Here is a 25,963-nt window from a genome sequence, read left to right as displayed (position 1 = left end):
GGAAGTAAGTGTGACGTTACAAAAGTTAGACGGCAAGACGCTTGCCGAAATGATCTTGCAAGGAGCTCATCATTTAAAGCAGAACTCTCAGATGATTGATGCTTTGAATGTTTTCCCTGTACCGGATGGAGATACGGGGACAAATATGAATCTGTCCATGACTTCTGGAGCTGAAGAAGTTCGGAACGTGGACCAGAATCATGTAGGAACAGTGGCCCAATCTTTATCCAAAGGTCTCTTAATGGGAGCACGTGGAAACTCAGGGGTTATTCTTTCCCAAATTTTCCGTGGCTTTGCGAAGACGATTGAAGACAAAGAGGTCATTACAACCAAGGACTTTTCAGACGCTCTTCAAGGTGGGGCCAAAACAGCATATAAAGCCGTCATGAAGCCTGTGGAAGGAACCATTCTTACTGTAGCGAGGGAGGCTGCTGAAGCATCTGTCGAGATTGCTGAAAAGGAGGAAGACTTCATTCCGTTCATCGAAGGAGTCGTTCAAGCTGCTAAAAAATCCTTGAAGCACACACCTGAGCTGCTTCCTGTATTGAAAGAAGTAGGGGTTGTGGACAGTGGAGGACAAGGTCTCGTCACTATTTATGAAGGTTTCCTGGCCAATTTAAAAGGGGAGGAACTTCCTGACCTTGAGGAAACGGTATCGATGGATGACATGGTCAATGCTGAACACCACAAGTTAAATCAGGATTTCATGAATACGGAGGATATTGAATTTGGCTATTGTACAGAGTTCATGGTCAAATTTGAAGAAGATAAACTTGCCGAACATCCATATGATGAAGAAGCCTTCCGTAATGAGCTAAGTGAAATGGGTGATTCTCTACTTGTCGTTTCTGATGAAGACTTGATCAAAGTCCATGTGCACGTGGAATATCCAGGTGAAGCCATGACCTTGGGGCAAAGATACGGTAGTCTTATCAACATGAAGATTGAGAATATGCGTGAGCAGCATACGTCAATCGTTGGGGACAAAAAGAAGGCCAAGCCTAAGTCAGCGGAAAAAGCGGAGTACGGAATTGTAACAGTGAGCATGGGAGACGGAATCAAGAAGCTGTTTGAAAGTCTTGGCGCTACTGTTGTCATTCAGGGTGGTCAAACCATGAACCCAAGTACTCAAGATCTTTCAGAAGCGATTAAAGAAGCACATGCAAAACGTGTGCTCATCTTGCCGAATAACAAGAATATCGTCATGGCTGCTGAACAAGCGGCAGAAATAGCGGATGTAGAAGTTGCTGTTATTCCGTCGAAAACCATTCCTCAAGGGATGAGCGCCCTTCTTGGATTCAATCCGGAAGCGGATCTTGATGCCAATAAAGACGAAATGCTGAGTCTTATGTCTGAAGTGAAAACAGGACAAATTACGTACGCCGTCAGAGATACGCAAATTGATGGGTTGGACATTTCCAAAGGTCATTTCATGGGAATCGCCGATGGTAAAATTTCCGCTACCGATCAAAATGCTTTGACGACGGCTAAAACGTTGTTGAACCAGATGATCGACGAAGATGAAGATGAAATTCTGACTATCTTGACCGGTGAAGAAGTCGACGAAAAAGATGTAGCAGAACTTGAGTCATTTATCGAAGAAACGTATGAAGATTTGGAAGTGGAAATCCACAATGGTGGACAGCCGATTTATTCCTATATCTTCTCAATAGAATAATTTGTGCAGAAACGCAGCCTTAGGGCTGCGTTTTTTTGCTTGCTTTCCCCAATAGCTTAAATCGAAGGTAATTTCTAAGCGGAAAAATAACAATCAAGAGATACCCGGAAATCAGAGAAGTGTACACAAATGTTAGGATTTCATCGCTGGCTTGGATAGAAGATAGTAAAGTCCTTGCATTGGTGGGGATAATAAACCCACCAGCTAATACTCCCAGAATAGAAGAAGGGAGGATTTTGACACGCCAGGTGGCGATGGGTGCTGCTATAACACCACCTATAACGAAAGATGCAATGAGCAGCCAGCTGAATGACTGATGCCCTAAAGAGATGAAGAAACCAGCCGTTGCTGAAAACGTTTTTGGAAATTCGCTCGTATCCACCGTTCCAATGACTTTTCTGAGAGCGATTGCCGATTGAGAAAGAAGTGCGGGAGTATTCACTGGCCCTCGTCCCCCTCCGCTGACACTATCCGAAAAGCTTCCTTCTATTCCAACCAGGAAGTTCATTCCGTAAGCGGGAAGATGGTGAAAGGTTTGGAGATTTTGTCATACGTATAGGATACATCCAGCCGGTAACTTCAGGCCAGGATTTTCATTCATCAATGAAATGTTCACCAAACCGAGCGCCGTGCATAAAGTGTAGGGCAGACTTTATGCAAAAAGAGGTGCAAAGGTATGGATGATAAACATAAACAATTGCCGGATTTGTTTGACAAAAGTTTTCGTGACATCGTCAAGGCGTTCGATTCGTTCTTTGACGAATCGATTAAGCACGTCCATGACTTTTTTCAACAGACCACAATCCCTGTGGAAGTGTTCGAAACAGATCGAGACGTCACTGTCGAAGCTTACCTTCCTAATGTGTCGCGTGAGCAAATACGCATAGATCGATCTGGGAATCAGCTTCGAATCCGCGTAGATGAACAGCAACTACGAGAAGTAAAGAATGAAGAGGTTCATTATTACAACCGTTCTCATTCATTAAGCCAAAGAGAACGCGTAGTGACTCTTCCATTTGCCGTTGCAGAGACAGCGAGCAGTGCATCCTTTAAAGGTGGCGTTCTTACGATTGTCTTCCCAAAGCATAACTCTACAATCAAGGTCATAGATGTAGATGATCAATAACCTCGCACATAGTAAAAAGCGTCCAGAAGTTATGGGCGCTTTTTAGATGATTGTCTATTCATTATTGTGTGAGTAAGCTAAATGGCAGGAATGTGGAAGTCTCACTAGCCGCTAGGCGCCGAAATCGGATATCGAAGAGGAAAAAAGTGCAGGGTGAGAACCCACAGGACGAAGTCCGAGGAGGTAAAAAGAATAGAGGAAGTTCGATTAAGTTCGGCACGTCCTGTGCCGACATCGAACGACCCGATTTCGTGTGGGGCTGCGCGGAAAGCGAGCTATTCCCCGCAGCCCCTATCCTTTTAATGAATGTCTCGAAACAGATTCTTAAAGTGAAAGGAGCGTTACATGAAAGTGAGGAAATTTTTGAAGCTTCTGAAATGATGTTTTGAAATGATGTGGGGTACATATATTTAATAATGGTTTATAGAAGAGGATAAGTTCTAGAGGGCCCGGGGGGTTTTTGTATGTATGTCGTTTGGGTTCCGTGCTATGTCCCTGTCGTATATCCATATGCTTACTATCATGATCATCAACGTCGGTCTATTCGATTGTATCCGGAAGTTGATGAGGAGATGTTTGTTCAGTCTGCCTCAGAGATGGAGAAGTTGATGGATGATGCCAGGAAAGTAGTGGGAAGAATCAGCAATTCTCATGATTTTGCCAATGATATAATGGGGGCTGCGCAAGAGTCGGATCAATCAAGAGTAAACAAGTTGATTCGAAGCACTGGAGTGGATTCTCCCTTTCAAGCGGAATATAATCCCGACCAGATGAAAATCCACTTGTCTGCAAGCAACCAACAAGTAGAATGTTGTCAGCTAACCATTGTTTTACGCTGGAGAATACAATAAACCCCGCACATCTTAAATGTGCGGGGTTTATTTGCTTTTTCTAGCCAATTAAAGGTACAGAGCATAATTGCGCTGCGGCTAAATTAATGACCAAGCGAGCGCATGATAAATTCAATGAGAAAGACCATGGCGATGAGTACGACTGGCGTAGTTAGTTCTCTTTGTTTTCCGATGGCGAACTTTACGATCGGGTAAGCGATGAATCCAAAAGCCATTCCATCAGCGATGGAGTAGGTGAATGGAATCATCACGATAATCAGGAAGGCTGGCATCGCTTCGGATAATTGATCCAGTGGAATTTCCTTAATGTTCTGTACCATCAGCGCTCCGACGATGATGAGGATCGGTGCGATAGCGGTAGATGGAACCATGGAAATCCAAGGAATTAAAAAGATCGTACCAATAAACAGGACAGCCATTGTGAGGGATGCTCTTCCTGACTTACCTCCGGATGCGATGACAGCTGCACTCTCAGCTGAAGAAACCGTCGGTGATGTACCGAGGAATCCCGTACTTAATGCTGAAAAGGCAGAGGCCTGATAAGACTTTTTGAATTTGCTTTGTTGATCCAGCATATCCAATTGTCCGTGGATCAGACCCATATTCTCAAAAATGAGAACGATCGCAAGGGGGAAAACAGCCATCCAGAATCCGAATTCGGTCACGCTTGTGAAGTCCGGCATAAAGACCCAGGGTTGTTCGCTGAGAGCGAGGGAATCGCCCCGCTCTCCTAATACTCCCGTGAAATGTGCGATGATGGTACCTGCAATCATTGTCACTAAGAAATTACCGGGAACATTTTTTGTGAAAAGGAAAATCCCGATAAACAAGGTGAGGATACTTGTGATGACGATTGCGGAAGAAGGGTTGCCGAGTGTGATCAAAGAGTGTTCCCCTCTGACAACAAGGCCGCCTTTCTCTAATCCGATTAACGTCAAAAATAGTCCAAGACCAACCGTAATCGCATGTTTCAAGGAAGCTGGAATTGCGTGTTTAAGCCAGTCTCCAAGTTTGGTGAAGGCCGTGATTAAAAAGATCAAGGAAGCTATGAATACAACAGCCAGCCCTTCTTGAAAAGTTAGTCCCGTGCCTTCAACGATGGAGTAGGCAAACAGCGCGTTGACACCCATACCTGGAATGAGAACCATAGGCGCATTAGCGTATATGGCCATGATCAAACAGCCGAGTGCGCTGGCAAGAATCGTTGCGATCATTCCGCTTTCAAGCGGCAGACCTGCACTATGAAGGATTTGGCTGTTCACGGCCACGATATAGACGGTCGTGAAATAACCGATCAATCCAGCCAAACCTTCTTTCTTCCAGCTCACTTTTTGATGATGCTGATTGAGCATTATAATCTCCTCTATGAAATTTATCCCTCTCCCGCCCGGTTACCGAGTAACCCACAAACGTTTATTTTACTCGTAAATGAACAATCTATCAACCTGATTTGTTCGCTTTTTGTAAAAAATGAGGTGTAGAACAACAGTTTGTGTTAAGATATAAAAGGATTATAATATAGTAGAAAGCGTTTTCTTTCTTTATATATAGATGAAAAGGGAAGGTGATTTTCATGAAATATCGTTCAGTATTCGATATTATCGGTCCCGTCATGATTGGACCATCCAGTTCACACACCGCAGGAGCGGCCAGAATTGGGCGTGCCGCACGCCATTTATTTGGCAGGGAACCAAAATACGCCCATATCCATTTGTATGGATCCTTTGCGAAAACATATAAAGGTCACGGCACTGATGTAGCCATCATTGGTGGATTGCTAGATTACGATACGTATGATGAACGAATCAGTCAATCACTCGTTACAGCTCGGAAAAATGGTATGAAGATAAGGTTTCACGAAGAGGATGCCCATACGGATCATCCCAACACGGCAAGAGTTAAAATTGGTGATGATGATGGAGAGCTCGAGCTAGTCGGAATCTCAATCGGGGGAGGAAAAGCGGAAGTCACGGAATTGAATGGTTTTGAGCTCCGCTTATCTGGAAGTCACCCGGCGATTCTGCTTATTCACAATGACCGTTATGGTGCAATTGCCTCGGCAACGGCCATTTTAGCGAAAAACGAAATCAATATCGGACGCATGGAAGTGTCCCGTAAAGCGCAAGGGGAACAAGCCTTGATGGTCATCGAAGTGGATCAGAACATTGATGATGCGATTCTCGATGAACTCGAACGAGCGGATCACATTACACAAGTAGCTAAAATATCAGATTAAATAAAGAAAGGAGAGCTCACATGTTTCGAAATGTAGCTGAACTCGTAGAATTAGCAGAAAGTGAAAATATCCAAATCTCTGAAGTCATGATTCGTCAGGAGATGGAAGTGAAACAACTAACGAGGGAGCAAGTGTTCTCTCAAATGGAAAGAAACCTCGATGTAATGGAAAAAGCGATAGAAGATGGTTTGAAGGGAGTTAAATCACACAGTGGTTTGACCGGGGGAGATGCAGTACTCATCCAAAACTATATGAAAAACCATACCCCGTTATCCGGAAACCTTCTTATGGATGCTGTCAGTAAAGCCGTGGCAACCAATGAGGTGAACGCAGCCATGGGGACGATCTGTGCTACTCCTACTGCAGGAAGTGCTGGTTGTGTTCCGGGGACACTCTTTGCTGTGAAAAATCAGTTGAATCCTACACGGGAGCAGATGGTTCGTTACCTGTTTACTTCAGGAGCCTTCGGGTTCGTGGTAGCGAATAATGCTTCTATTTCAGGAGCCGCAGGAGGCTGCCAGGCAGAAGTCGGCTCAGCTGCGGGAATGGCGGCAGCTGCAATCGTTGAAATGGCTGGGGGTACCCCTTCACAATCTGCCGAAGCGATGGCTATTACGTTGAAAAATATGCTCGGGCTCATTTGTGATCCTGTTGCAGGCCTCGTAGAAGTGCCGTGTGTGAAGAGGAATGCTATGGGCTCCTCCAACGCAGTCGTAGCTGCAGATATGGCACTTGCAGGTGTAACAAGCCGGATTCCTTGTGATGAAGTTATTGATGCGATGTACAAAGTCGGACAGCGCATGCCTTCAGCGTTCAGGGAAACGGCGCAAGGTGGACTTGCAGCTACACCAACAGGACGTGAATTGGAAGCCAAAGTGTATGGAATATCGTTGAAGAAAGAGTGAATGACGTGTTGCAGCAATCGATCAGTGAAGTAAAAGGAGTAGGAGACAAACTACAATCACAATTGAATGAGCTTGGACTCTTTACAGTGGAGGATCTATTATTCTACTTTCCTCACCGTTATGACACCTATGAAGTGAAACCTCTTACTGAACTCACGCATAATGAAAAGGCGACCATTGAAGGCGAGATCGTCTCTGAACCAGCTTTAAGTTTCTATGGCAGGAAGAAATCTCGACTGACTTTTACCCTTCAAGTCGATCAGTTTGCGGTAAAAGCTGTCATGTTTAATCGTGCTTTTGCAAAGAAACAGCTGAATCAGGGGGACACGGTTACGGTGACAGGGAAATGGGATCAGCAAAGACTCCAAATAACGGTCAGTCAGTTTAAAAAAGGAGAATCGAAAAGTCAGGAACCTATCCAGCCTGTGTACACGTTGAAAGAAGGAGTCAACCTCAACACATTAAGGAAAGTGATCAAAAACGCTCTTGATGATTACAGTGCAGATATTCCTGACATTCTTCCTGAAGATCTGGCTCTTGCATACAAACTTCCTGACCGTTCTCAAGCTTTGAATCAAATGCACTATCCGGAGACCAGGGTCATGCTGAAGCATGCCAAGCGTCGCTTTATTTATGAAGAGTTTCTCCTTTTTCAATTGAAAATGCAGCTGTTAAGGAAACATAACCGAGAGTCGACAACAGGAATTGGCCAAATGTATGACAACGATCAGTTGACCGGATTTGTTCAGTCCCTGCCGTTTGAATTGACTTCTGCTCAGAAACGGTCCCTGGCAGAGATTTTGAGTGACATGAAAAGTCCTCACAGAATGAACCGTCTACTGCAAGGGGACGTTGGATCAGGGAAGACAGCGGTTGCCGCGATTGCTCTTTACGCATCGATTACTGCAGGTCATCAAGGAGCTCTCATGGTTCCGACAGAAATTCTGGCAGAACAACATTACCATTCCTTGAAAGAAATGTTTGAAGGACGTGCCAAAGTTGCTTTGCTGACAGGATCTATAAAAGGGAAGCGAAGAAGAGAAATTCTTGAAGCTGTCGAGCAGGAAGAGATCGATATCTTGGTCGGCACCCATGCGCTCATTCAGGACGAGGTCGTTTTTAAAAATCTTGGCTTCGTCATCGTTGATGAGCAGCACCGATTTGGGGTTGAACAGCGCAGGTCATTACGGGATAAAGGCCTTTCCCCTGATGTCTTATTCATGACAGCTACACCCATACCAAGAACTCTTGCGATCACGGCATTCGGAGATATGGATGTAAGTGTTATTGATGAAATGCCAGCGGGGAGAAAACCTGTAGATACGTATTGGGTCAAAGGGGAAATGACCAACCGTGTTTTAAGCTTCATCCAAAAAGAGATCGACCAGGGACACCAGGCTTATGTCATTTGTCCTTTAATCGAAGAGTCGGACCAACTTGATATTCAGAATGCCATCGACCTCTATGATCAGCTTAGCGCTGTTTTTGAGCCTTCCACATCAGTCGGGTTGATGCATGGTCGTCTCCATAACGAAGAAAAAGAGAGTGTAATGCAGCAGTTTGCTGCAAACGAGCTGAAAATTCTCGTTTCCACAACGGTTGTCGAGGTAGGGGTGAACGTACCGAATGCAACCGTTATGGTCATTTATGATGCGCAAAGATTCGGCCTATCCCAACTTCACCAGTTGAGAGGGCGTGTAGGGCGTGGAGCTGACCAAAGTTATTGTATCCTTCTTGGTGATCCTAAGGGAGACGTAGGGAAAGAGCGCATGAGAATTATGACTGAAACGAATGATGGCTTCGAATTATCTGAACAAGACTTGAAGCTTCGTGGTCCTGGTGACTTTTTCGGCAAAAAACAAAGCGGTCTTCCTGAATTCAAAGTCGGAGACATGGTCCATGATTACCGCGCTCTCGAAACCGCGAGAAAAGATGCCGCTGAAATGATTATGGAAAACACGCTGGATAATGACGAACGGTACAAAACTCTAAAAGAGCACGTTTATAGTGACCAACACCTGCTCGGTAATGTGTTGGACTAACGATCAAAGAAAACACCCGGTTTCCAAGAGCCGGGTGTTTTCTTTTATTAAAGGAGTCATCGATTGTGGGACTTCGACAGCCCATACCCTGATGATGTTCAAAGTTCCTATGGGGAATAATTTCTTCTCCGTACTCCGACTGCGATCAAACCGATTGGGAGAGTTTAAATAAATTATTATGGAGTGGAAAATAGGGAATCATAAGCAAATCCTTGCGTAATTGAACTTGGTATTATATATTACTATTAGTACCTAGTCATAAGGTGATGGGATTATGACTAAATGAACGGTGGCATTCGTATGAAGAAGTCTAAAAAAGTACGTCAGGAAGAATTGAAGACGAAGATAGACCATACCCCCTTCATCACAGACGAAGAACTGGCAAAGACATTCGGGGTCAGCATTCAGACAATAAGGCTCGATCGAATGGAACTCGGAATTCCAGAATTGCGTGAACGGATCAAGTCGGTCGCCACGCAAGAATGGAATGAAACGGTAAAAGCATTACCGGTGGAAGAAATCATCGGGGAAGTGGTGGACCTGGAATTGGACGACCGTGCCATTTCGATTTTGGATATCCGTCCGGAACATGTCTTTTCCAGAAACCATATTGCTAGAGGTCACTATTTATTTGCACAAGCCAACTCCCTGGCCGTCGCCTTGATCAACGATGAACTCGCGCTTACTGCGCATTCGGAGATCACATTCACGCGTCCAGTAAAACTTGGAGAACGTGTGGTGGCCAAAGCGACGGTCAAAGGGGAAGATGAAAAGGGACGAACACTTGTGAATGTGCATAGCTACGTAGGTAACGAAGAAGTATTCGGGGGCACTTTTGAGATGTATCGTTCGAACCAACAGAAGGAGATGGATCGAGAATGAAGCTAGCCATTGACGCTATGGGCGGTGACAATGCTCCTGAGGCGATTGTAAAAGGAGCCGTCCAGGCCGCAGATACAATCGACGGTCTGGAAATCACCCTTGTAGGTGATGAAGCACAAATAAAGCCCTTTTTAAAAGGGCAGTCAAATGTTTCCATATTACATACAACAGAGGTCATTACAGCAGAGGATGAACCGGTAAGAGCTGTAAGGAGAAAGAAGCAATCCTCTATGGTTCTCACGGCCACTGAAGTGAAAGAAGGACGGGCGGATGGTTGCATATCTGCTGGAAATACAGGGGCCTTGATGAGTGCAGGATTGTTTGTCGTCGGTCGCATGAAAGGTGTGGATCGGCCTGCCCTCAGTCCAACCCTTCCAACGTCAGATGGCAAAGGGTTTCTTATGCTGGATGTCGGGGCGAACGTGGATGCCAAGCCCGATCACTTATTGCAATATGCAGTGATTGGAAGTATCTATGCTGAAAATGTACGCAAAATCAAACAACCGAGGGTCGGTCTTTTGAATGTCGGTACGGAAGATGGCAAAGGAAGTGACTTGACCAAAAAAGCGTTTGATCTGATGAAGGAAGCTCCCATCAATTTTGTCGGAAACGTCGAGGCTCGTGATTTACTTGAAGGGGTAGCCGATGTAGTCGTGACGGATGGGTTCACAGGTAATGTAACCTTGAAGACGATTGAAGGAACGGCTATGACGATGTTTTCAATGATCAAGCAAACATTCATGAGTAACTTTAAAACTAAAATTGCAGCTGGCCTTGCAAAAAATGATTTGCGTAATTTAAAAGCCCAGCTTGATTATAGTGAATATGGCGGAGCGGGGTTGTTTGGCTTGGCCGCGCCAGTCATTAAAGCGCACGGCTCCTCCAATGATCGAGCTGTTTTGAATGCGATCCGTCAAGCTTGCCACATGATTGAGCTTGATGTAACGAATACCATTTCAGCAACACTTTCTAAAATGAATACAGAGGAGGATAAATCATGAAGCGAATCGCATGTGTTTTTCCTGGGCAAGGGTCTCAGGAAGTAGGTATGGGGAAGGCGATGTATGAGGCTTATCCTGCTGTGAAACAATTGTTTGATGAAGCGGATGAAGCCCTTGGTTATTCATTGACTCGTTTAATGTTCGAAGGACCTTCAGAAGAATTAACGAAAACAGAAAATGCTCAACCGGCATTACTTTTGAATAGTATAGCCATCCAAAAAGTACTACAGCAAGAAGGGGTGGCCCCTGCTATGACGGCAGGTCACAGTTTAGGAGAGTACAGTGCCTTGGTCGCAGCAGGAGCACTGGATCCAATGGAAGCTGTCCAACTTGTCCATGTCCGCGGGAAGCTGATGGAAGAAGCTTACCCGACAGGCTTGGGAACAATGGCAGCTGTACTTGGTCTATCACAAGAAGAAATAGAAGAAGTTTTGCGTGACTTTGATGGAGAGTCAGCAGTAGACCTTGCGAACATCAATTGTCCAGGGCAGATTGTCATTTCTGGTACAAAGGAAGGCGTGGACAAAGCTTCTGAGCAATTGTCAGAGGCGGGGGCGAAGCGTGTACTTCCACTCAATGTCAGTGGTCCCTTCCACTCACGTCTGATGAAATCAGCCAGTGATGATTTTGCTGACCATTTGTCCGAAACTACCATCCATGATGCTGATGTGCCTGTTTATGCGAACGTAACCGCAGCGCCCGTGACAGATGCTGAAGAAATAGAAAAGCTTTTGGTGGAGCAACTCTACTCACCTGTAAGGTTTCATCAGATTCTAGAGGCATTTGTTGAAGAAGATGTGGACGCTATTGTAGAAGTAGGACAAGGGAAAGTGTTGAGTGGTCTTGTCCGTAAAGTGAAACGTCGCATGAAAACGTTCAGTGTGCAGGATCCAGAGTCACTGCAAGCGTTCATCGATTGGTATAAGGAGGAATCGTAATGTTACAAGACCAGGTAGCTCTTGTTACAGGAGCATCCCGCGGCATCGGAAAGGCAATTGCTCTTGAACTTGCTGCACAAGGGGCTAAAGTAGCTGTCAACTATGCCGGAAGCGAAGATAAAGCTGAGGCAGTTGTTCAGGAAATTCATGAACAGGGCGGTGTGGCCATCAAAATACAGGCCAATGTCTCTAATGATGAAGATGTAAAACGAATGGTGAAAACAGTCGTTGATGAATTCGGACGTCTGGATATCCTTGTTAACAATGCAGGGATTACCAAGGATAATCTTTTGATGAGAATGAAAGAAGAAGAATTTGATTCAGTGATTGACACAAACTTGAAAGGCGTCTTCCTCTGTACAAAAGGGGTAACACGCCAAATGATGAAGCAGAAATATGGACGTATCATCAACGTGGCATCAATCGTAGGAGTTTCCGGGAATCCAGGGCAGGCGAATTATGTCGCTGCTAAAGCTGGTGTCATCGGAATGACGAAATCGAATGCTAAAGAATTGGCAGCTAGAAACATCCAGGTAAACGCGGTAGCTCCGGGATATATCGCTACAGATATGACTGATGCCCTTACAGATGAGCAGCGAGAGCAGATGCTTGCCTTGATTCCACTCAAGCGTCTAGGAGAAGGGCAGGATGTGGCACGCGTTGTGCGTTTCCTGGCTTCTGAAGACGCGGCGTACATGACAGGACAAACATTACATGTCGATGGTGGTATGGTCATGTAAAACATGACTCTTATTAAGCGCGGATCTCTATTGAAACAAAGAGTTCATGAGTCGGGGCAAAACAGCCTCTTGCGCTTTTGGACACACATTACTATAATTACTGAAGGGAGGTGAGGTTCCAATGGCAGAAACATTTGATCGTGTAAAACAAATCATCGTCGATCGTCTTGATGTTGATGAGTCTAAAGTGACTATGGAAGCTTCCTTCAAAGAAGATCTAGAAGCAGACTCTCTTGATGTCGTTGAGCTTGTAATGGAGCTTGAAGACGAGTTTGATATGGAAATTTCTGATGAAGAAGCTGAAAAAATCAATACAGTAGGCGACGCTGTGAATTACATAAGCAGCCAGTCGTAATAGGATCGCTGTCCGTTCTTCGGGCAGCCTTTCCTATATTTTTTAAGAAATTCATTGTAAAGGACAAGGTGATTTATGGATGATTTTTCCAGTTTCCAGAAAAAGATAAATTTACAATTCAATGATATCTCGTTACTGGAACAGGCTTTTACACATTCATCATATGTGAATGAGCATCGGAAAACCGATCGGGAGGATAATGAACGGCTGGAATTCTTGGGAGATGCTGTTCTTGAACTAGGAGTCTCGCAGTATTTATACCGGGAGTTTCCGGATATGGCTGAAGGAGAACTTACGAAGTTCAGAGCCTCGATTGTGTGTGAAGTCTCATTAGTAGAATTTGCGAATGAGCTGAATTTCCAAGACCTGATTTTACTTGGTAAAGGGGAAGAGCTTACAGGAGGACGCAACCGACCAGCATTGCTTGCTGATGTCTTTGAAGCGTTCATCGGAGCTCTTTATTTAGACCAGGGTTACGATGCAGTTATACAGTTCTTAAGAACGTATGTGTATCCAAAAGTGAAAAAAGGTGCTTTTTCTCATGCGATGGATTTCAAAAGTCAGCTACAAGAATTTATTCAACGGGATAAAAACAGTAAAATTGAATATGAAATCGTTGAAGAGAGAGGACCTGCACACAGTCGGGAGTTCATCGCGCATGTATTGATCCAGGATGACATCGGCGGGATTGGTGTAGGCCGGACGAAGAAAGAAGCGGAACAGAAAGCGGCTCAACAAGCATTGGAAAATCAAGGGGCCCATTCGTAATCCGCCTTTAAAAGTGATCAAAAAGAGACCGTTTTCCGGAGGGAACCTTTGGAAAACGGTCTTTTTTAGTAGCGTTCGTTATTTTCTGTATTGGCCAAGCTCCTGAACGAATGCCTGGATTTCAGAAACACTCAATGAACCTTTCATTTCAATAATGTCGTGAAGGGATTTGATTTCTTCGTATTTGTTGAGATCGTAATCCTCTGGGTCCATAAGGGAACGGTTCACGACCTGCAGTTTTTCTGCCATATCATTGATGATGACTTCTAAGTTTTCTTGGTTCGCTTCTTGTAAACTCAAAAATGAATCCTCCTTCAAGGCTCGGTATCTAGGCTATTACATATGATAAAGGACTTTGCCGAATTTTGAAACCCTTCATTAATATTATGACTTATTAAAATAACTGCCAGGGGTGTGTAAGACTCAGTTTCGAGACTTTTATTGAGTGGATGGGGGCTACGGGGAATAGCTCGCTTTCCGCGGGAGCGCGATGAGCCTCCTCAGGCTGACGCCTTGCGGGGTCTCACCTAGCACTCTTTTCCCGCAGGAGTCTCGCCATTCCCCTCCGCCCCTTTGCTAAATAAGAGTCTCGAAACCACTTTCAGAATAAACAGCTATACTGTTTAATTGGAATACAAGCTTGAAACTCCCATACCTAGGTACTTAAACTCTGAAAGCTTGATACAGAGCGTTTTATGCTTTTAACAATCGAGATAGTGGAAGACAATCCAACTTGGAAAGGGGTTCGTTTTTCACATACATCGAATGGGGTGATTGGGAAGCTCGGCGCTCCCCCACGGGAAAGCGAGTAGCTTCCCAGCCACCCCTAACGCTGAACCTGGGTAACGACCCCCGAAAACATCTCAAAACTGAGTCTTCAAGAAGTGGGAGCTTATGTTGTAAAAATGGGATTTACCAGGGTGTTATAAAAGTAGCTTTCGGTTCCTACCGTAGGGGCTTTCTTTATGATAAAATATATAAGTTGAGTGAATGAAAGATTTGTGAAAATACAGGAGGATGAATATGTTCCTCAAACAATTAGATACGATAGGTTTTAAATCATTTGCCGAACGAGTGACCGTCGATTTCGTTTCTGGAGTCACATCTGTCGTCGGACCGAATGGTAGTGGGAAAAGTAATATAACGGATGCAATTCGCTGGGTATTAGGTGAACAATCAGCCCGGTCGCTCCGTGGTAGTAAAATGGAAGATATCATTTTTGCAGGTAGTGAGAGCCGGGCACCATTGAATATGGCAGAAGTGACTTTGACTCTTGATAATACCGATCAGGCACTTCCTTTGGATTACCAGGAAGTCAGTGTGACGAGACGCGTTTACCGCTCTGGCGAAAGTGAGTTCTATATAAATAATCAGACTTGCCGGTTGAAAGATATTGTCGACCTATTCATGGATTCCGGGCTTGGAAGAGAAGCCTTCTCTATCATCAGTCAGGGAAAAGTGGAGGAGATTCTCAGTTCCAAAGCAGAAGATCGCCGTTCCATTTTTGAAGAAGCGGCAGGAGTCCTGAAGTACAAACAGCGAAAGAAAAAAGCGGAATATAAGTTGTCTGAAACACAGGAAAACTTGAACCGTGTGGAAGATATCATATGGGAGATCGACGGTCAGCTGGAACCGTTAAAAGAACAAGCGGCTGTCGCGAAAGATTACTTAGAGAAGAAAGACGAGCTTAAGAACGTTGAAATCTCTTTATTGATTACTCAAATACAGCAAGTTCACGGAGAATGGGAAAGTATTCTCAAAGACCTGGAAGAAGTCAAAAGCCAGGAAAACGAGTTAAGTGAGAAGATCGAAGCTGATGAGGTTTCACTGAAGAGTCAAAGGGATCATGTGGAAAGTCTTGATGCTTCTATAGAAAACATGCAGGCGAAGTTGCTTCAACTAACGAGAGACCTCGAAAATCTTGAGGGGAAAAAGCAACTAATGAAAGAGCGTCATAAGCATTTCGAAGAAAACAAGTCCAAGTTGGAAGAAGCTTATGAGGACCTCTCTGACAAATTGGTGAACTTGAAAGCAATTGCAGAAGAAGAAGCTCAAAAGTTAGAACAGATGAAAGAAAAAAGAGAAAATACGAAGCAGGAATTAAACCAAACCACCCAGGCGTTAAAACAGGATCTTCATCTTATTGAAGATGAAATTGAAGACTTGAAGAGTGAATATATTGAATTGCTAAATAAGCAGGCAGCTAAACGGAATGAGAAGCAACTCTTAGAAAAACAGCTGAACCAAATTCACTCCAAAAAAGGCAGTCAGATTGATAAATTCAAAGACCTTAGAAGTGAACGAACAAAGCTTGAAGAGCAACTGACTTCTATGACAGTCGAGTTGGAAAACCTGACCAAGCAACGGGAGGAACTGGAGTCTCAAGTCCAAGAGTTAAGTAAAAGATACGAAAAGAATAAACAGACGTATCAGGAGTGGCAGGAGAAGTTGTATAAAGGGTATCAATATTTGGAAAACATGCGATCGAAGAAGGAAATGCTTGAAGAGATGAAGGAAGACTTCTCCGGTTATTTCCATGGAGTTCGTGAAGTTTTAAAAGCTTCTCAAAAAGGTCAGCTGCAGGGAATTCATGGAGCTGTGCTCGAATTGATTGATATCCCTTCCCACCTTTTAACAGCCATTGAGACAGCACTCGGTGCGCAGGCTCAGCATATTGTCGTAAAAGATGAACAAACCGGAAGACAAGTGATTCACTGGTTGAAAACGAATAATAAAGGGAGAGCTACCTTACTTCCTCTTACTTCCATTCAGCCTCGTTCTGTCCATGGGAGTGCATCGCTCTCACAGCAAGAAGGGTATGTAGGAGTTGCAGCAGATCTTATCCAATATGATACGGGGCATTCAAAAGCGATCCAGCACCTCCTGGGTCATATCGTCATTGCTGAAGGGTTAGAACATGCAAACCAAATTGCCCGAGTATTGAATCGAAAGTACAGGGTTGTGACGCTGGATGGAGATGTCGTCAACCCAGGGGGTTCGATGTCAGGAGGGGCGAAAAAACAATCCAAACAATCCTTGTTCACAAGAGAAAAGGAATTGCAGGAACTTAGTGAAAAAATCGTCGCTTATGATGCGAAGGCGTTGGATGTTGAGGATAAAGTTAAAAAGTTGAAGACGACATTGGCTGAGCAAGAGAAGGAAAAAGAACAGTGGAATGTGAAGCTCTCTGAATTAAAGGATGAAGAGTACGAAAAGCAGTCCGATCAAAGGGAAGTGCAGTTGAAACTCGATCATTTGAATGATCAGCTTCAATTGTTTGATCAGGACCAGGCCCAGTACGATCAAGATTCTCATCACGCAGATCAGCAGTTGAACGAGCTTGACGATACTTTGCGTACCCTAGAAAAACAACTCGTCTCGGTTAATACAAAAATCGAAGAGTTGACGACAACAAAAGAACGTCAAAAAGAAGACGAGGCTAACTTGCAGGAACGCAGGCAGAAGCTCCAAATTCAACTAGCCGAGCAAGAATCAGCGGTAAACAACCAAAAGGAAAAAGCCGACCGTTATCAGCAGGAGAAAGACCTAATAGAGCAGGAATTACGAGGCAACCGTGTTTCCTATCAACAACTGATGGAAGTCAAGGAGTCCAATCAGACCGAAGAGGAAATTCAGGCTCAGATTGAAAACATGAGAACGGCTAAGGAAGAAACCACTTCGTCCATTGAAATGAAGAGAAAAGAACGTCAAGAGCTGGCTGCGGACATTCAGCAAGCGGAACAGAGGCTTAAGGAGTGGAAGCGAAGGCACCAAAACTTCATCCAAGACTTGCAACAAAAAGAAGTAAGGGCCAACCGGCTGGACGTAGAGCTTGAGAATATGCTTCAATACTTGCAGGAAGAGTATGTCATGACATTTGAAAAAGCGAAGAGAGACTACCCTGGGGTAGATGATATTGATGAAGCTTCCACGAAGGTCAAGCTGATTAAGCGGGCCATTGAAGAGTTAGGAACTGTGAATTTGGGAGCCATTGATGAGTATGACCGGATCAAAGAACGCTATGAATTCTTGAAAGGCCAGCAAGAGGACTTACTCGAAGCCAAACAAACGCTTCATACAGTCATCAATGAGATGGATGGTGAAATGAAACGTAAGTTTGAAGATACCTTTACAAAAATCCGTGCTGAATTTGGTGAAGTCTTCCGTACCTTGTTTGGTGGTGGGCGAGCAGATTTGCAACTCACCGATCCTAATGACATGTTAGAAACGGGAGTAGATATTGTTGCTCAGCCCCCTGGTAAGAAACTGCAAAATATGAGTTTGTTATCGGGAGGAGAGCGTGCACTGACGGCGATTGCGCTACTATTCTCTATCTTACGCGTACGTCCCGTGCCATTCTGTGTCCTTGACGAGGTGGAAGCAGCATTGGATGAAGCGAATGTGGATCGCTTTGCTAAGTTTTTGAAAGAATTCAGTGAAAAGACACAGTTCATCGTGATCACTCACAGAAAAGGGACGATGGAAGAATCGGATGTTCTTTATGGGGTGACCATGCAAGAGTCAGGCGTATCTAAACTTGTATCCGTCAGACTAGAAGAAACACCTGAATTATTGGAAGCATAGGGAGGATGAGTCGATGAGTTTTTTTAAGAAACTGAAAGAAAAATTTGTGAAAGGTCCTGAGTCGGAAGAAGAAAAAGAGCAGCAGAAGTTCGATGAAACAGAAGATTCCGACGATAAGGCACACTCTCTAGAGGCAGACTCTGCAGATAGTGAGCATCAGGAGGTTGCAGACCTTCAAGGAGAAACAGAAGCTCCGGAAACGGAGGTCTCTGCAGAGGATGAGGAAGAAGATACTCTAGAATCGGCAGTAGATGAAGAAGATGATCAGGATGTTGAAGATCTTGAAGAATCATTCGGTGAAGAGGATGGTGCAGAGAGCCAGGAAGAGGATGAAAAAGTTTCTATAGCATCCAAGTTTAAAATGGGTCTGGCTAAAACGAGAAATTCATTCTCGACTAAAATCAATGATCTCGTCGCACGTTATCGTACCGTTGATGAAGACTTCTTTGAAGAACTCGAGGAAGTATTGATCTCTGCAGATGTCGGGGTTACGACAGTTATGGAAATGATAGAAGAGCTTGAGATGGAAGTGAAACGCAGGAACGTTCAGGACCCACAAAAAGTGAAGGAAATCATTTCTGAAAAGCTTGTTGAAATCTACTATGGTGATGACCGTGCTGAAGAAATCGAAGGGTTGAATGAAAACCCAGATGGCTTAACCATTTATCTTTTTGTCGGTGTGAATGGGGTTGGGAAAACAACAACGATTGGTAAACTCGCTCACCGACTGAAAAGCGAAGGGAAGAACGTGACACTTGCCGCAGGAGATACATTCCGTGCAGGTGCCATTGAGCAATTAGAAGAATGGGGCAAACGCGTAGGGGTAAATGTCACGAAGCATAGTGAAGGCAGTGATCCCGCAGCCGTCATTTACGATGGCATACAGTCTGCAAAATCAAAGAATGCCGATGTTCTCATTTGCGATACAGCCGGCCGTCTTCAAAATAAAGTGAACTTGATGAATGAACTCAGCAAAGTCAAACGCGTCATTGAACGTGAAGTTCCTGGAGCTCCTCATGAAGTGCTGCTTGTACTCGATGCTACAACAGGGCAGAATGCTATGAGCCAGGCGAAAACATTCTCCGAAGCAACAGATGTATCCGGTATTGTTCTATCAAAACTGGATGGAACAGCAAAAGGCGGGATTGTTCTTGCGATTCGTAATGAATTGGAAATCCCGGTAAAACTTGTCGGCCTTGGTGAAAAAGTGACCGATCTTGAAACCTTTGATGCTCATGCCTTTGTTTATGGACTGTTTGCAGATATGATTGAAGAATATGACGAAGAAGAAGAACTTTCTTAAGCCTTGACATAAAGGTACATGTTCCTTTAGTATTTATGTGTAAAGGCATTTCACTTAACAAGGAGTGCTTCAAGCATGCTTGAAAAAACGACACGGATTAATTATCTATTTGATTTCTATCAATCGTTGTTAACTCCTAAGCAAAGAAACTACATGGAGTTGTATTATCTCGAAGATTACTCTCTTGGTGAAATATCGGAAACCTTTGATGTCTCACGTCAAGCGGTGTATGATAATATTCGCCGAACAGAGACGATGCTTGAAGAATATGAAAAAAAGCTTCATCTATATGAGAAGTTTGAGAAACGGCAGAAAGTGATCAAAGAAATGGAAGCTCAGTTTAAAAAGGACGAGCTGCCAGCCCCTTATGAATCATGGCTGCACGAATTACAAGAATTAGAATAGGAGGGGATCTTCGATGGCATTTGAGGGTTTATCCGACCGTTTGCAGGAAACGATCAAGAAAATCAAAGGCAAAGGGAAGGTAAACGAACAAGACGTAAAAGAGATGACCAGGGAGGTCCGTCTCGCCCTCCTCGAGGCCGATGTAAACTTTAAAGTCGTTAAAGATTTTGTGAAGCGTGTACGTGAACGCGCCGTCGGTCAGGAGGTCATGGAAAGTCTGACCCCTGGACAGCAGGTCATCAAAGTGGTTAAAGAAGAGCTTACAGAATTGATGGGTGGCGACGAAAGTAAAATCGCTGTCGCCAAGCGTCCTCCGACGGTCATCATGATGGTCGGTCTGCAGGGTGCAGGTAAAACGACAACGACCGGGAAGCTTGCGAACCTGCTGCGTAAAAGTTACAACAGGAAGCCGTTACTCGTAGGAGCCGACGTTTACCGGCCAGCTGCCATCCAGCAGTTACAGACACTCGGGAAACAGCTGGATATGCCTGTCCACGAGGAAGGCACCGATGCAAACCCTGTCGATATTGCCAAAAATGCGATTGCCAAGGCCAAAGAGGAGCACCATGATTATGTGCTTATCGATACCGCTGGTCGTTTGCATATTGATGGTGATTTAATGGGTGAATTGCAGGAAATCAAGGAAGCGGTCAATCCTGATGAAATTTTCCTTGTTGTCGATGCTATGACAGGTCAGGATGCGGTAAACGTTGCAGAAAGCTTTGATGAGCAGCTCGACGTCACAGGAGTACTTCTTACGAAACTGGATGGAGACACCCGTGGTGGTGCCGCGTTGTCCATCAAAGCTGTGACAGGTAAACCGATTAAATTCGCGGGTATGGGGGAGAAACTGGACCAGTTGGAGACCTTCCACCCTGAGCGTATGGCCTCCAGGATCCTTGGAATGGGCGACATGCTTACATTAATTGAAAAAGCACAGACGCAAGTCGATGAAAAGCAAGCGAAAGAGCTGGAGTCGAAAATGCGTAATGCGTCCTTTACTTTCGAGGATTTCCTTGAGCAGATGGAGCAAGTGAAAAACATGGGACCACTGGATGAAATCTTGAACATGATTCCTGGTGCGAACAAAATGAAGGGACTTCAGAATGTGTCCTTCGATGACAAGCAGATCGTTCATGTTGAAGCGATTATCCAATCGATGACAAAGAATGAACGACAGGACCCTTCTGTAATGAATGCAAGCCGTAAGAAGCGGATTGCCAAAGGTTCCGGGACTTCTGTGTCAGAGGTCAACAGACTGTTGAAGCAGTTTGAAGAAATGAAAAAAATGATGAAACAAATGAGCAATACAAAAGGGAAAAAAGGCAAAGGAATGAAATTTCCTTTTATGTAATGGAAAAAACCTTTACACACCCTTGAAGTTCTGCTAAAATCTAAATCTGTGTGAAACATTAAAGAAATTTTGGAGGTTGTTAAAAATGGCAGTAAAAATTCGCCTAAAACGTATGGGATCTAAGCGTAACCCATTTTATCGTGTAGTAGTTGCTGATTCTCGTTCTCCTCGTGATGGACGTATCATCGAGCAAATCGGAACATATAACCCAGTTGCTAACCCTGTAGAGGTTAAACTTGATGCTGAGAAAGCGATCGACTGGATGTCTAACGGCGCGAAGCCAAGCGACACTGTTCGTAACCTATTCTCTAACGAAGGCATCATGAAGCAGTTCCACGATAAGAAAAACCAATAAATCATAAAGTAGTGGTGATCCCATGAAAACCTTGATCGAAACGATCGTAACTCCGCTTGTCGATCATCCTGATGACATCGTGGTGGATGAGAAGAAGGAAAATCACAAAGTGGTTTATCATCTCACCGTCCATCCGGATGATGTAGGGAAAGTAATCGGTAAGAACGGGCGGATTGCGAAAGCGATTCGGACTGTCGTCTATGCGGCAGGGTCAGATTCTGAAAAACGAATCTATTTGGATATCATGTAAGAGAACTAATTTTATTGGTGTAAGAAGGGAGAAGGGAAACCTTTTCCCTTTTTTACTATTCTCATGGACTGGCAGAAGGGCGGGCGAAAGATGCAGATCATCCGAACAGTACCTGTCAAACAGATTTTGACAGAGACGAGTCGTGCGCAAATTAAAGAAAAGTTCGATGAAAGATATCAACGTCTGGAACGAGAATGCAAGCAGCTTTCCTTTGAGCAGAAAAAATTAGAACGCAAGCCCGGAGTGTCAAGACAGGAAGTGGAGCGCCGTTTTTCAAAGGAAATCGGACGCAGAAAAGATCAATTAAAGTGGCTAGAATATCAGCGTAAACAATTGGATATCCTGCCTGATGGAAGTGAGCTTGAAACGGACGAAGTACAGGCACTGATTGAAGTTGGAGAAGGCGATCAATGGGAAGAGGTCATTCAGGATCGTCAAATCGTCTTGAAAGACGGAAAAGTCATACGAGCGAGGTAATTGCATTCATGGAAAAACAGTTATTCAATGTTGGTAAAATCATAAACACACATGGCATAAAAGGAGAAGTCAAAGTTCATCGCGTCACTGATTTTGATGAACGTTTTGAACCAGGTCAGCTTTTGTATTGGGTAAGTGATAACAACGAGCCGAAACCACTGGTCATTCGAACACACCGGACTCATAAAGGTTTCGATCTTGTAAGTTTCGAAGATCATCCTACGATTAATGATGTCGAAGGATACAAGAATGGAAAGTTGATGGTATCAGAAGATGATCAGGAAGAGCTTGATGACCATGAATTCTATTTTTATGAAATTATCGGGTGTACCGTATTTTTGGAGTCAGGTGAAGAATTAGGTGAAATCAAAGAAATTCTTACCCCTGGCGCGAATGACGTTTGGGTTGTGAAGCGGAAGAATCAACCGGATGTTCTCATACCGTATATCGAACCTGTCGTTAAAGAAGTGGATACGGAGCGGAAGACAATCATCATCGATCCAATAGAGGGGCTGCTAGACTGATGCATATCGATATTCTGACACTTTTTCCAGAAATGTTTGATGGAGTATTGCAGAATTCCATCATGAAGCGTGCTCAAGAACAAGGAGCCTTTTCACATCAATATGTCAATTTCCGTGATTTCACCGAAAACAAACACAACAAAGTCGATGATTACCCTTACGGAGGAGGGGCTGGACTTGTTCTATCCCCTCAACCCATCTTTGACAGCATTCAGTCCATCAAAGATTCAGCGGAAAAGCCTCCGCGTGTCGTGCTTCTTTGTCCTCAAGGAGAACCGTACTCCCAGCAAAAAGCGGAAGAGCTTTCGGAAGAAGATCATCTTGTCTTTATTTGTGGACATTATGAAGGATATGATGAACGGATCAGACAGGAATTGGTGACTGATGAAATTTCCATAGGTGACTATGTCCTTACTGGTGGAGAGCTTGGTGCGATGGTGGTCATCGATTCTGTTGTCCGTCTCCTTCCGGGGGTTCTAGGAAATGAACAGTCGGCACCGATGGATTCATTCTCAAACGGTTTGCTGGAGCATCCCCATTATACGAGACCAGCTGACTTCCGGGGGCATAAAGTGCCGGATGTCCTTTTATCAGGCAACCATGCAAAAATTGATGAGTGGCGTCACTATCAGTCATTGAAGCGTACTTTCGAAAGAAGGCCTGACCTGCTTGAAGGAAGAGAATTATCTGCTAAAGAGCAATCGTGGTTGGAAGAGTGGAAAAATAGCTGAGTATTGTTGATGTTTGTCTCTAGATATGGTATATTAAATTTTGTGCTTAAACGTACGGTTTAAGTGGAAAACGATGTTCCGCTGCCTCTTAGAAGACATGAGCATTAGTTAAAAAGGAGTGAAAATCATGCAACAATTGATTCATGACATTACAAAAGAACAACTTCGTACGGATCACCCAGATTTCCGTCCTGGTGATACTGTAAAAGTACACGTGAAAGTTGTCGAAGGCACACGTGAACGTATCCAGGTATTCGAAGGTGTTGTCATCAAGCGTCAGAACGGCGGAATCAGCGAAACATTCACTGTTCGTAAGATTACTTACGGTACAGGTGTTGAGCGTACATTCCCAGTTCATTCTCCACGTATCGCTAAGATTGAGCGTACTCGTCGTGGTAAAGTACGTCGTGCGAAACTTTACTACTTGCGTAACCTACGCGGTAAAGCTGCACGTATTAAAGAAATTATCTAATTTCAGTCAAAAGGAGCTTGCGATGCCAAGCTCCTTTTTTCTACTTATCTTTAGGTGGACGGAAGCATTTTCCCTATTTTAATGGAAGCAGCTAAAGTCTATGCAGGATTATGATATCCTCAATTTCTAGACTTTTGTGTGAGTGGACGGGTGGGGGAATCGTCTCCTCCACCTTCATCCTTTCAAACAAAAGTCTTGAAATGAGTCTTAAAGAATTACGAGTTAAACTGCAATGAACCAAGGGTAAAGAATGGTATGATAGGATTTGAAAGACAAACGTAAAAGAAAATCAAGAGAGCGTTTAGCAGCAATTAAAACCATAAAATTATAAAAAGGTTGTATCTACAGCCATTACACTATGGTTTTGCCGCTCCAGACTCCTTCATTCAAGGAAGAAGGGATAATGATGAAACAACAATGGTTGGACTGGTTGAAAGCATTTCTGATCGCCGGCGTATTGGCTGTGGTCGTAAGAGTGTTCTTGTTTGCACCGGTCGTCGTTGAAGGGCCTTCCATGTTGACCACCTTACATAGCGGGGATCATTTGATTGTAAGTAAGCTCAATTATAAGATTGGATCGCCGGAGCGTTTTGATGTGGTTGTATTCCATGCAACAGAACGTAAAGACTATATCAAGCGGGTAATTGGCCTTCCTGGTGACCATATCGCTTATGAAGATGACCAGCTCTATGTGAATGGAGAACCCGTAGAAGAACCATATCTAAATGATCGGAAACAGCAATTAAACGGAAATCGCCCTCTGACAGATGATTTTACGATGGAAACCCTCCCGGGTGAGTATAAAGAAGTTCCTGAAGGTCATTTGTTCGTTCTTGGTGATAACCGTAACAACTCGACAGACAGCCGGATGCTCGGCATGATTGACCAAGACCAGATGGTAGGGGAAGCAGTCGTTTCCTACTGGCCATTAAATCGCATCCAGCTCGTGAACTAGGAGGATCTACATGACCATTCAATGGTTTCCAGGCCACATGGCCAAAGCAAAGAGGGAAGTCGCGGAGAAGCTGAAGCTTGTGGATTTCGTCATTGAACTCGTGGATGCACGAGCGCCACTTTCTTCTCAAAACCCTATGCTTCATAATACTTTACAAGAAAAGCCCAAAATGATGGTGTTAATGAAAAAAGACCTCGCTGACACCCAAATCACCAATGAGTGGATTGAACATTTTAAAGAAAGAGGAATCCCTTCAGTTGCCATTGAAGCAAATCAAAAGCAGGATGTACAAAAAGTTGTCCAGCTAGCGAAAGAGTTAGGCAAAGAAAAAATGGACAAGCTCAAAGCGAAAGGTATACGTCCGAGAGCTTCAAGGGCGATGATCATAGGGATTCCGAATGTAGGGAAATCTACATTGATTAATAGACTGGCGAACAAGAAAATGGCTAAAACAGGTGATAAACCAGGGGTCACCACGAAGCAGCAATGGATCAAGGTAAAAAAAGAATTCGAATTGCTTGATACTCCTGGGATTCTTTGGCCGAAATTCGAGGAAGAAGAAGTGGGCTATCGCTTAGCGGCTATCGGAACGATTAAAGATCAAATCCTTCCAAAAGAAGATGTAGCTGCTTATGTCCTGAATTTTCTGCATCAATCTTACCATGATCGTCTTGAAGAGAGATTTAGTCTTGAGAATGTGGATGATATGATGGAGGCTTTTGAGGCTATAGGGAAAAAACGAGGTTGCCTTGAAAGTGGAGGCCGTGTTAATTTTGAAAAAGTCTCTGATATTATCTTACAAGACTTGCGGACAGGGAAGCTCGGAATGATCACCCTTGAACGCCCTGATTCATAATCCAAAGCGCAAAGAGGCTTTTGCCCCTTGCGCTTTCTTTATGGGGTTAAATCTAAAGTGTATCTGAAGCATATTAGATAGGGGATTCAATCTCAGCTCCTGTTCCACTGAAGTACACAATTACTATTGATCATGCTTTATTTATAGAAAAGACATTCGATTTTACATCAATGAA

General features: G+C 44.1%; 27 protein-coding genes. 24 read left to right on the top strand and 3 right to left on the bottom strand.

Annotated features, from left to right (window positions below):
- Positions 1–10 precede the first annotated feature (10 nt).
- Entirely contained in the window at positions 11–1,678 is a 1,668-nt protein-coding gene (locus K2225_RS02180) for a DAK2 domain-containing protein (RefSeq protein WP_220583283.1), read from the top strand.
- Between the two features lie 19 nt (positions 1,679–1,697).
- On the opposite strand, the gene K2225_RS02175 is transcribed toward K2225_RS02180, so the two are convergent.
- A complete protein-coding gene (locus K2225_RS02175) occupies positions 1,698–2,186 on the bottom strand; it encodes a sulfite exporter TauE/SafE family protein (RefSeq protein ID WP_220583282.1) in 489 nt (162 codons plus the stop codon).
- Between the two features lie 168 nt (positions 2,187–2,354).
- Between K2225_RS02175 and K2225_RS02170 the strand changes: the two genes are divergently transcribed.
- Positions 2,355–2,804 (top strand): Hsp20/alpha crystallin family protein, encoded by a 450-nt coding sequence (locus tag K2225_RS02170; protein WP_220583281.1) that lies wholly within the window; start codon positions 2,355–2,357, stop codon positions 2,802–2,804.
- A gap of 464 nt (positions 2,805–3,268) precedes the next feature.
- Entirely contained in the window at positions 3,269–3,655 is a 387-nt protein-coding gene (locus K2225_RS02165; protein ID WP_220583280.1) for a YuzC family spore coat inner layer protein, read from the top strand.
- A gap of 83 nt (positions 3,656–3,738) precedes the next feature.
- Here the strand turns inward: K2225_RS02165 and K2225_RS02160 are convergent, their stop codons facing one another.
- Positions 3,739–5,007 carry an NCS2 family permease gene (locus K2225_RS02160; RefSeq protein WP_220583279.1) on the bottom strand — a complete coding sequence of 423 codons (1,269 nt, stop codon included), beginning with the start codon at positions 5,005–5,007 and terminating at the stop codon, positions 3,739–3,741.
- A 221-nt stretch (positions 5,008–5,228) separates the two neighbouring features.
- Here K2225_RS02160 and sdaAB point away from each other — a divergent pair, with 221 nt between their 5' ends.
- The 9 genes from sdaAB (at position 5,229) to rnc (ending at position 13,522) form a co-directional block, all read left to right on the top strand.
- A complete protein-coding gene (gene sdaAB / locus K2225_RS02155) occupies positions 5,229–5,891 on the top strand; it encodes an L-serine ammonia-lyase, iron-sulfur-dependent subunit beta (protein WP_220583278.1) in 663 nt (220 codons plus the stop codon).
- 20 nt (positions 5,892–5,911) lie between these two features.
- Positions 5,912–6,796, top strand: a complete 885-nt coding sequence (sdaAA, locus tag K2225_RS02150; RefSeq protein ID WP_089652453.1) for an L-serine ammonia-lyase, iron-sulfur-dependent, subunit alpha — start codon at positions 5,912–5,914, stop codon at positions 6,794–6,796.
- 5 nt (positions 6,797–6,801) lie between these two features.
- The gene (gene recG / locus K2225_RS02145) at positions 6,802–8,838 is read left to right on the top strand and encodes an ATP-dependent DNA helicase RecG (RefSeq protein ID WP_220583277.1); all 2,037 of its coding nucleotides are present in this window, start codon (positions 6,802–6,804) and stop codon (positions 8,836–8,838) included.
- Between the two features lie 300 nt (positions 8,839–9,138).
- On the top strand, positions 9,139–9,720 hold the full coding sequence (fapR, locus tag K2225_RS02140) for a transcription factor FapR (RefSeq protein ID WP_220583276.1): 582 nt from the start codon (positions 9,139–9,141) through the stop codon (positions 9,718–9,720).
- Positions 9,717–10,721, top strand: a complete 1,005-nt coding sequence (gene plsX / locus K2225_RS02135) for a phosphate acyltransferase PlsX (protein WP_220583275.1) — start codon at positions 9,717–9,719, stop codon at positions 10,719–10,721. Before fapR ends, plsX begins: the two co-directional genes overlap by 4 nt.
- Entirely contained in the window at positions 10,718–11,659 is a 942-nt protein-coding gene (gene fabD / locus K2225_RS02130) for an ACP S-malonyltransferase (protein WP_220583274.1), read from the top strand. Before plsX ends, fabD begins: the two co-directional genes overlap by 4 nt.
- A complete protein-coding gene (gene fabG / locus K2225_RS02125) occupies positions 11,659–12,399 on the top strand; it encodes a 3-oxoacyl-[acyl-carrier-protein] reductase (protein WP_146816532.1) in 741 nt (246 codons plus the stop codon). The genes fabD and fabG overlap by 1 nt, the downstream gene beginning before the upstream one ends.
- A gap of 121 nt (positions 12,400–12,520) precedes the next feature.
- Positions 12,521–12,754 carry an acyl carrier protein gene (acpP, locus tag K2225_RS02120; protein WP_035505393.1) on the top strand — a complete coding sequence of 78 codons (234 nt, stop codon included), beginning with the start codon at positions 12,521–12,523 and terminating at the stop codon, positions 12,752–12,754.
- A gap of 75 nt (positions 12,755–12,829) precedes the next feature.
- Entirely contained in the window at positions 12,830–13,522 is a 693-nt protein-coding gene (rnc, locus tag K2225_RS02115) for a ribonuclease III (protein ID WP_220583273.1), read from the top strand.
- A 78-nt stretch (positions 13,523–13,600) separates the two neighbouring features.
- On the opposite strand, the gene K2225_RS02110 is transcribed toward rnc, so the two are convergent.
- Entirely contained in the window at positions 13,601–13,822 is a 222-nt protein-coding gene (locus K2225_RS02110) for a DUF1128 domain-containing protein (protein WP_146816528.1), read from the bottom strand.
- A 723-nt stretch (positions 13,823–14,545) separates the two neighbouring features.
- Here K2225_RS02110 and smc point away from each other — a divergent pair.
- The 12 genes from smc (at position 14,546) to ylqF (ending at position 25,788) form a co-directional block, all read left to right on the top strand.
- Complete coding sequence (smc, locus tag K2225_RS02105) at positions 14,546–18,106, top strand: chromosome segregation protein SMC (protein ID WP_220583272.1); 3,561 nt, start codon at positions 14,546–14,548, stop codon at positions 18,104–18,106.
- A gap of 13 nt (positions 18,107–18,119) precedes the next feature.
- Complete coding sequence (ftsY, locus tag K2225_RS02100) at positions 18,120–19,409, top strand: signal recognition particle-docking protein FtsY (RefSeq protein WP_220583271.1); 1,290 nt, start codon at positions 18,120–18,122, stop codon at positions 19,407–19,409.
- 75 nt (positions 19,410–19,484) lie between these two features.
- Complete coding sequence (locus tag K2225_RS02095; protein WP_089652443.1) at positions 19,485–19,814, top strand: putative DNA-binding protein; 330 nt, start codon at positions 19,485–19,487, stop codon at positions 19,812–19,814.
- Between the two features lie 13 nt (positions 19,815–19,827).
- Positions 19,828–21,168, top strand: a complete 1,341-nt coding sequence (gene ffh / locus K2225_RS02090; protein WP_146816522.1) for a signal recognition particle protein — start codon at positions 19,828–19,830, stop codon at positions 21,166–21,168.
- Between the two features lie 85 nt (positions 21,169–21,253).
- Positions 21,254–21,523, top strand: coding sequence for a 30S ribosomal protein S16 (gene rpsP, locus K2225_RS02085; protein WP_089652441.1), 270 nt, complete (start codon positions 21,254–21,256; stop codon positions 21,521–21,523).
- A gap of 22 nt (positions 21,524–21,545) precedes the next feature.
- The gene (locus K2225_RS02080; RefSeq protein WP_220583270.1) at positions 21,546–21,773 is read left to right on the top strand and encodes a KH domain-containing protein; all 228 of its coding nucleotides are present in this window, start codon (positions 21,546–21,548) and stop codon (positions 21,771–21,773) included.
- Between the two features lie 90 nt (positions 21,774–21,863).
- Positions 21,864–22,250 carry a YlqD family protein gene (locus tag K2225_RS02075; RefSeq protein ID WP_220583269.1) on the top strand — a complete coding sequence of 129 codons (387 nt, stop codon included), beginning with the start codon at positions 21,864–21,866 and terminating at the stop codon, positions 22,248–22,250.
- Between the two features lie 8 nt (positions 22,251–22,258).
- Positions 22,259–22,774 carry a ribosome maturation factor RimM gene (rimM, locus tag K2225_RS02070; protein WP_160912448.1) on the top strand — a complete coding sequence of 172 codons (516 nt, stop codon included), beginning with the start codon at positions 22,259–22,261 and terminating at the stop codon, positions 22,772–22,774.
- Positions 22,774–23,505, top strand: coding sequence for a tRNA (guanosine(37)-N1)-methyltransferase TrmD (trmD, locus tag K2225_RS02065; protein WP_220583268.1), 732 nt, complete (start codon positions 22,774–22,776; stop codon positions 23,503–23,505). Before rimM ends, trmD begins: the two co-directional genes overlap by 1 nt.
- Positions 23,506–23,632: 127 nt before the next feature.
- Positions 23,633–23,977, top strand: a complete 345-nt coding sequence (gene rplS, locus K2225_RS02060) for a 50S ribosomal protein L19 (protein ID WP_089652436.1) — start codon at positions 23,633–23,635, stop codon at positions 23,975–23,977.
- Positions 23,978–24,383: 406 nt separating this feature from the next.
- Entirely contained in the window at positions 24,384–24,932 is a 549-nt protein-coding gene (lepB, locus tag K2225_RS02055) for a signal peptidase I (RefSeq protein ID WP_370632715.1), read from the top strand.
- Between the two features lie 10 nt (positions 24,933–24,942).
- Positions 24,943–25,788 carry a ribosome biogenesis GTPase YlqF gene (gene ylqF / locus K2225_RS02050; protein ID WP_220583266.1) on the top strand — a complete coding sequence of 282 codons (846 nt, stop codon included), beginning with the start codon at positions 24,943–24,945 and terminating at the stop codon, positions 25,786–25,788.
- The last annotated feature ends 175 nt before the right edge of the window (positions 25,789–25,963 follow it).

It is taken from the genome of Halobacillus sp. Nhm2S1, from assembly GCF_019599545.1.
In the GTDB taxonomy this organism is placed as follows: Bacteria; Bacillota; Bacilli; order Bacillales; family Halobacillaceae; genus Halobacillus.
The sequence above is the reverse complement of the archived record's forward strand: the minus strand, read 5'-3'. Positions and strand labels throughout refer to the sequence as shown.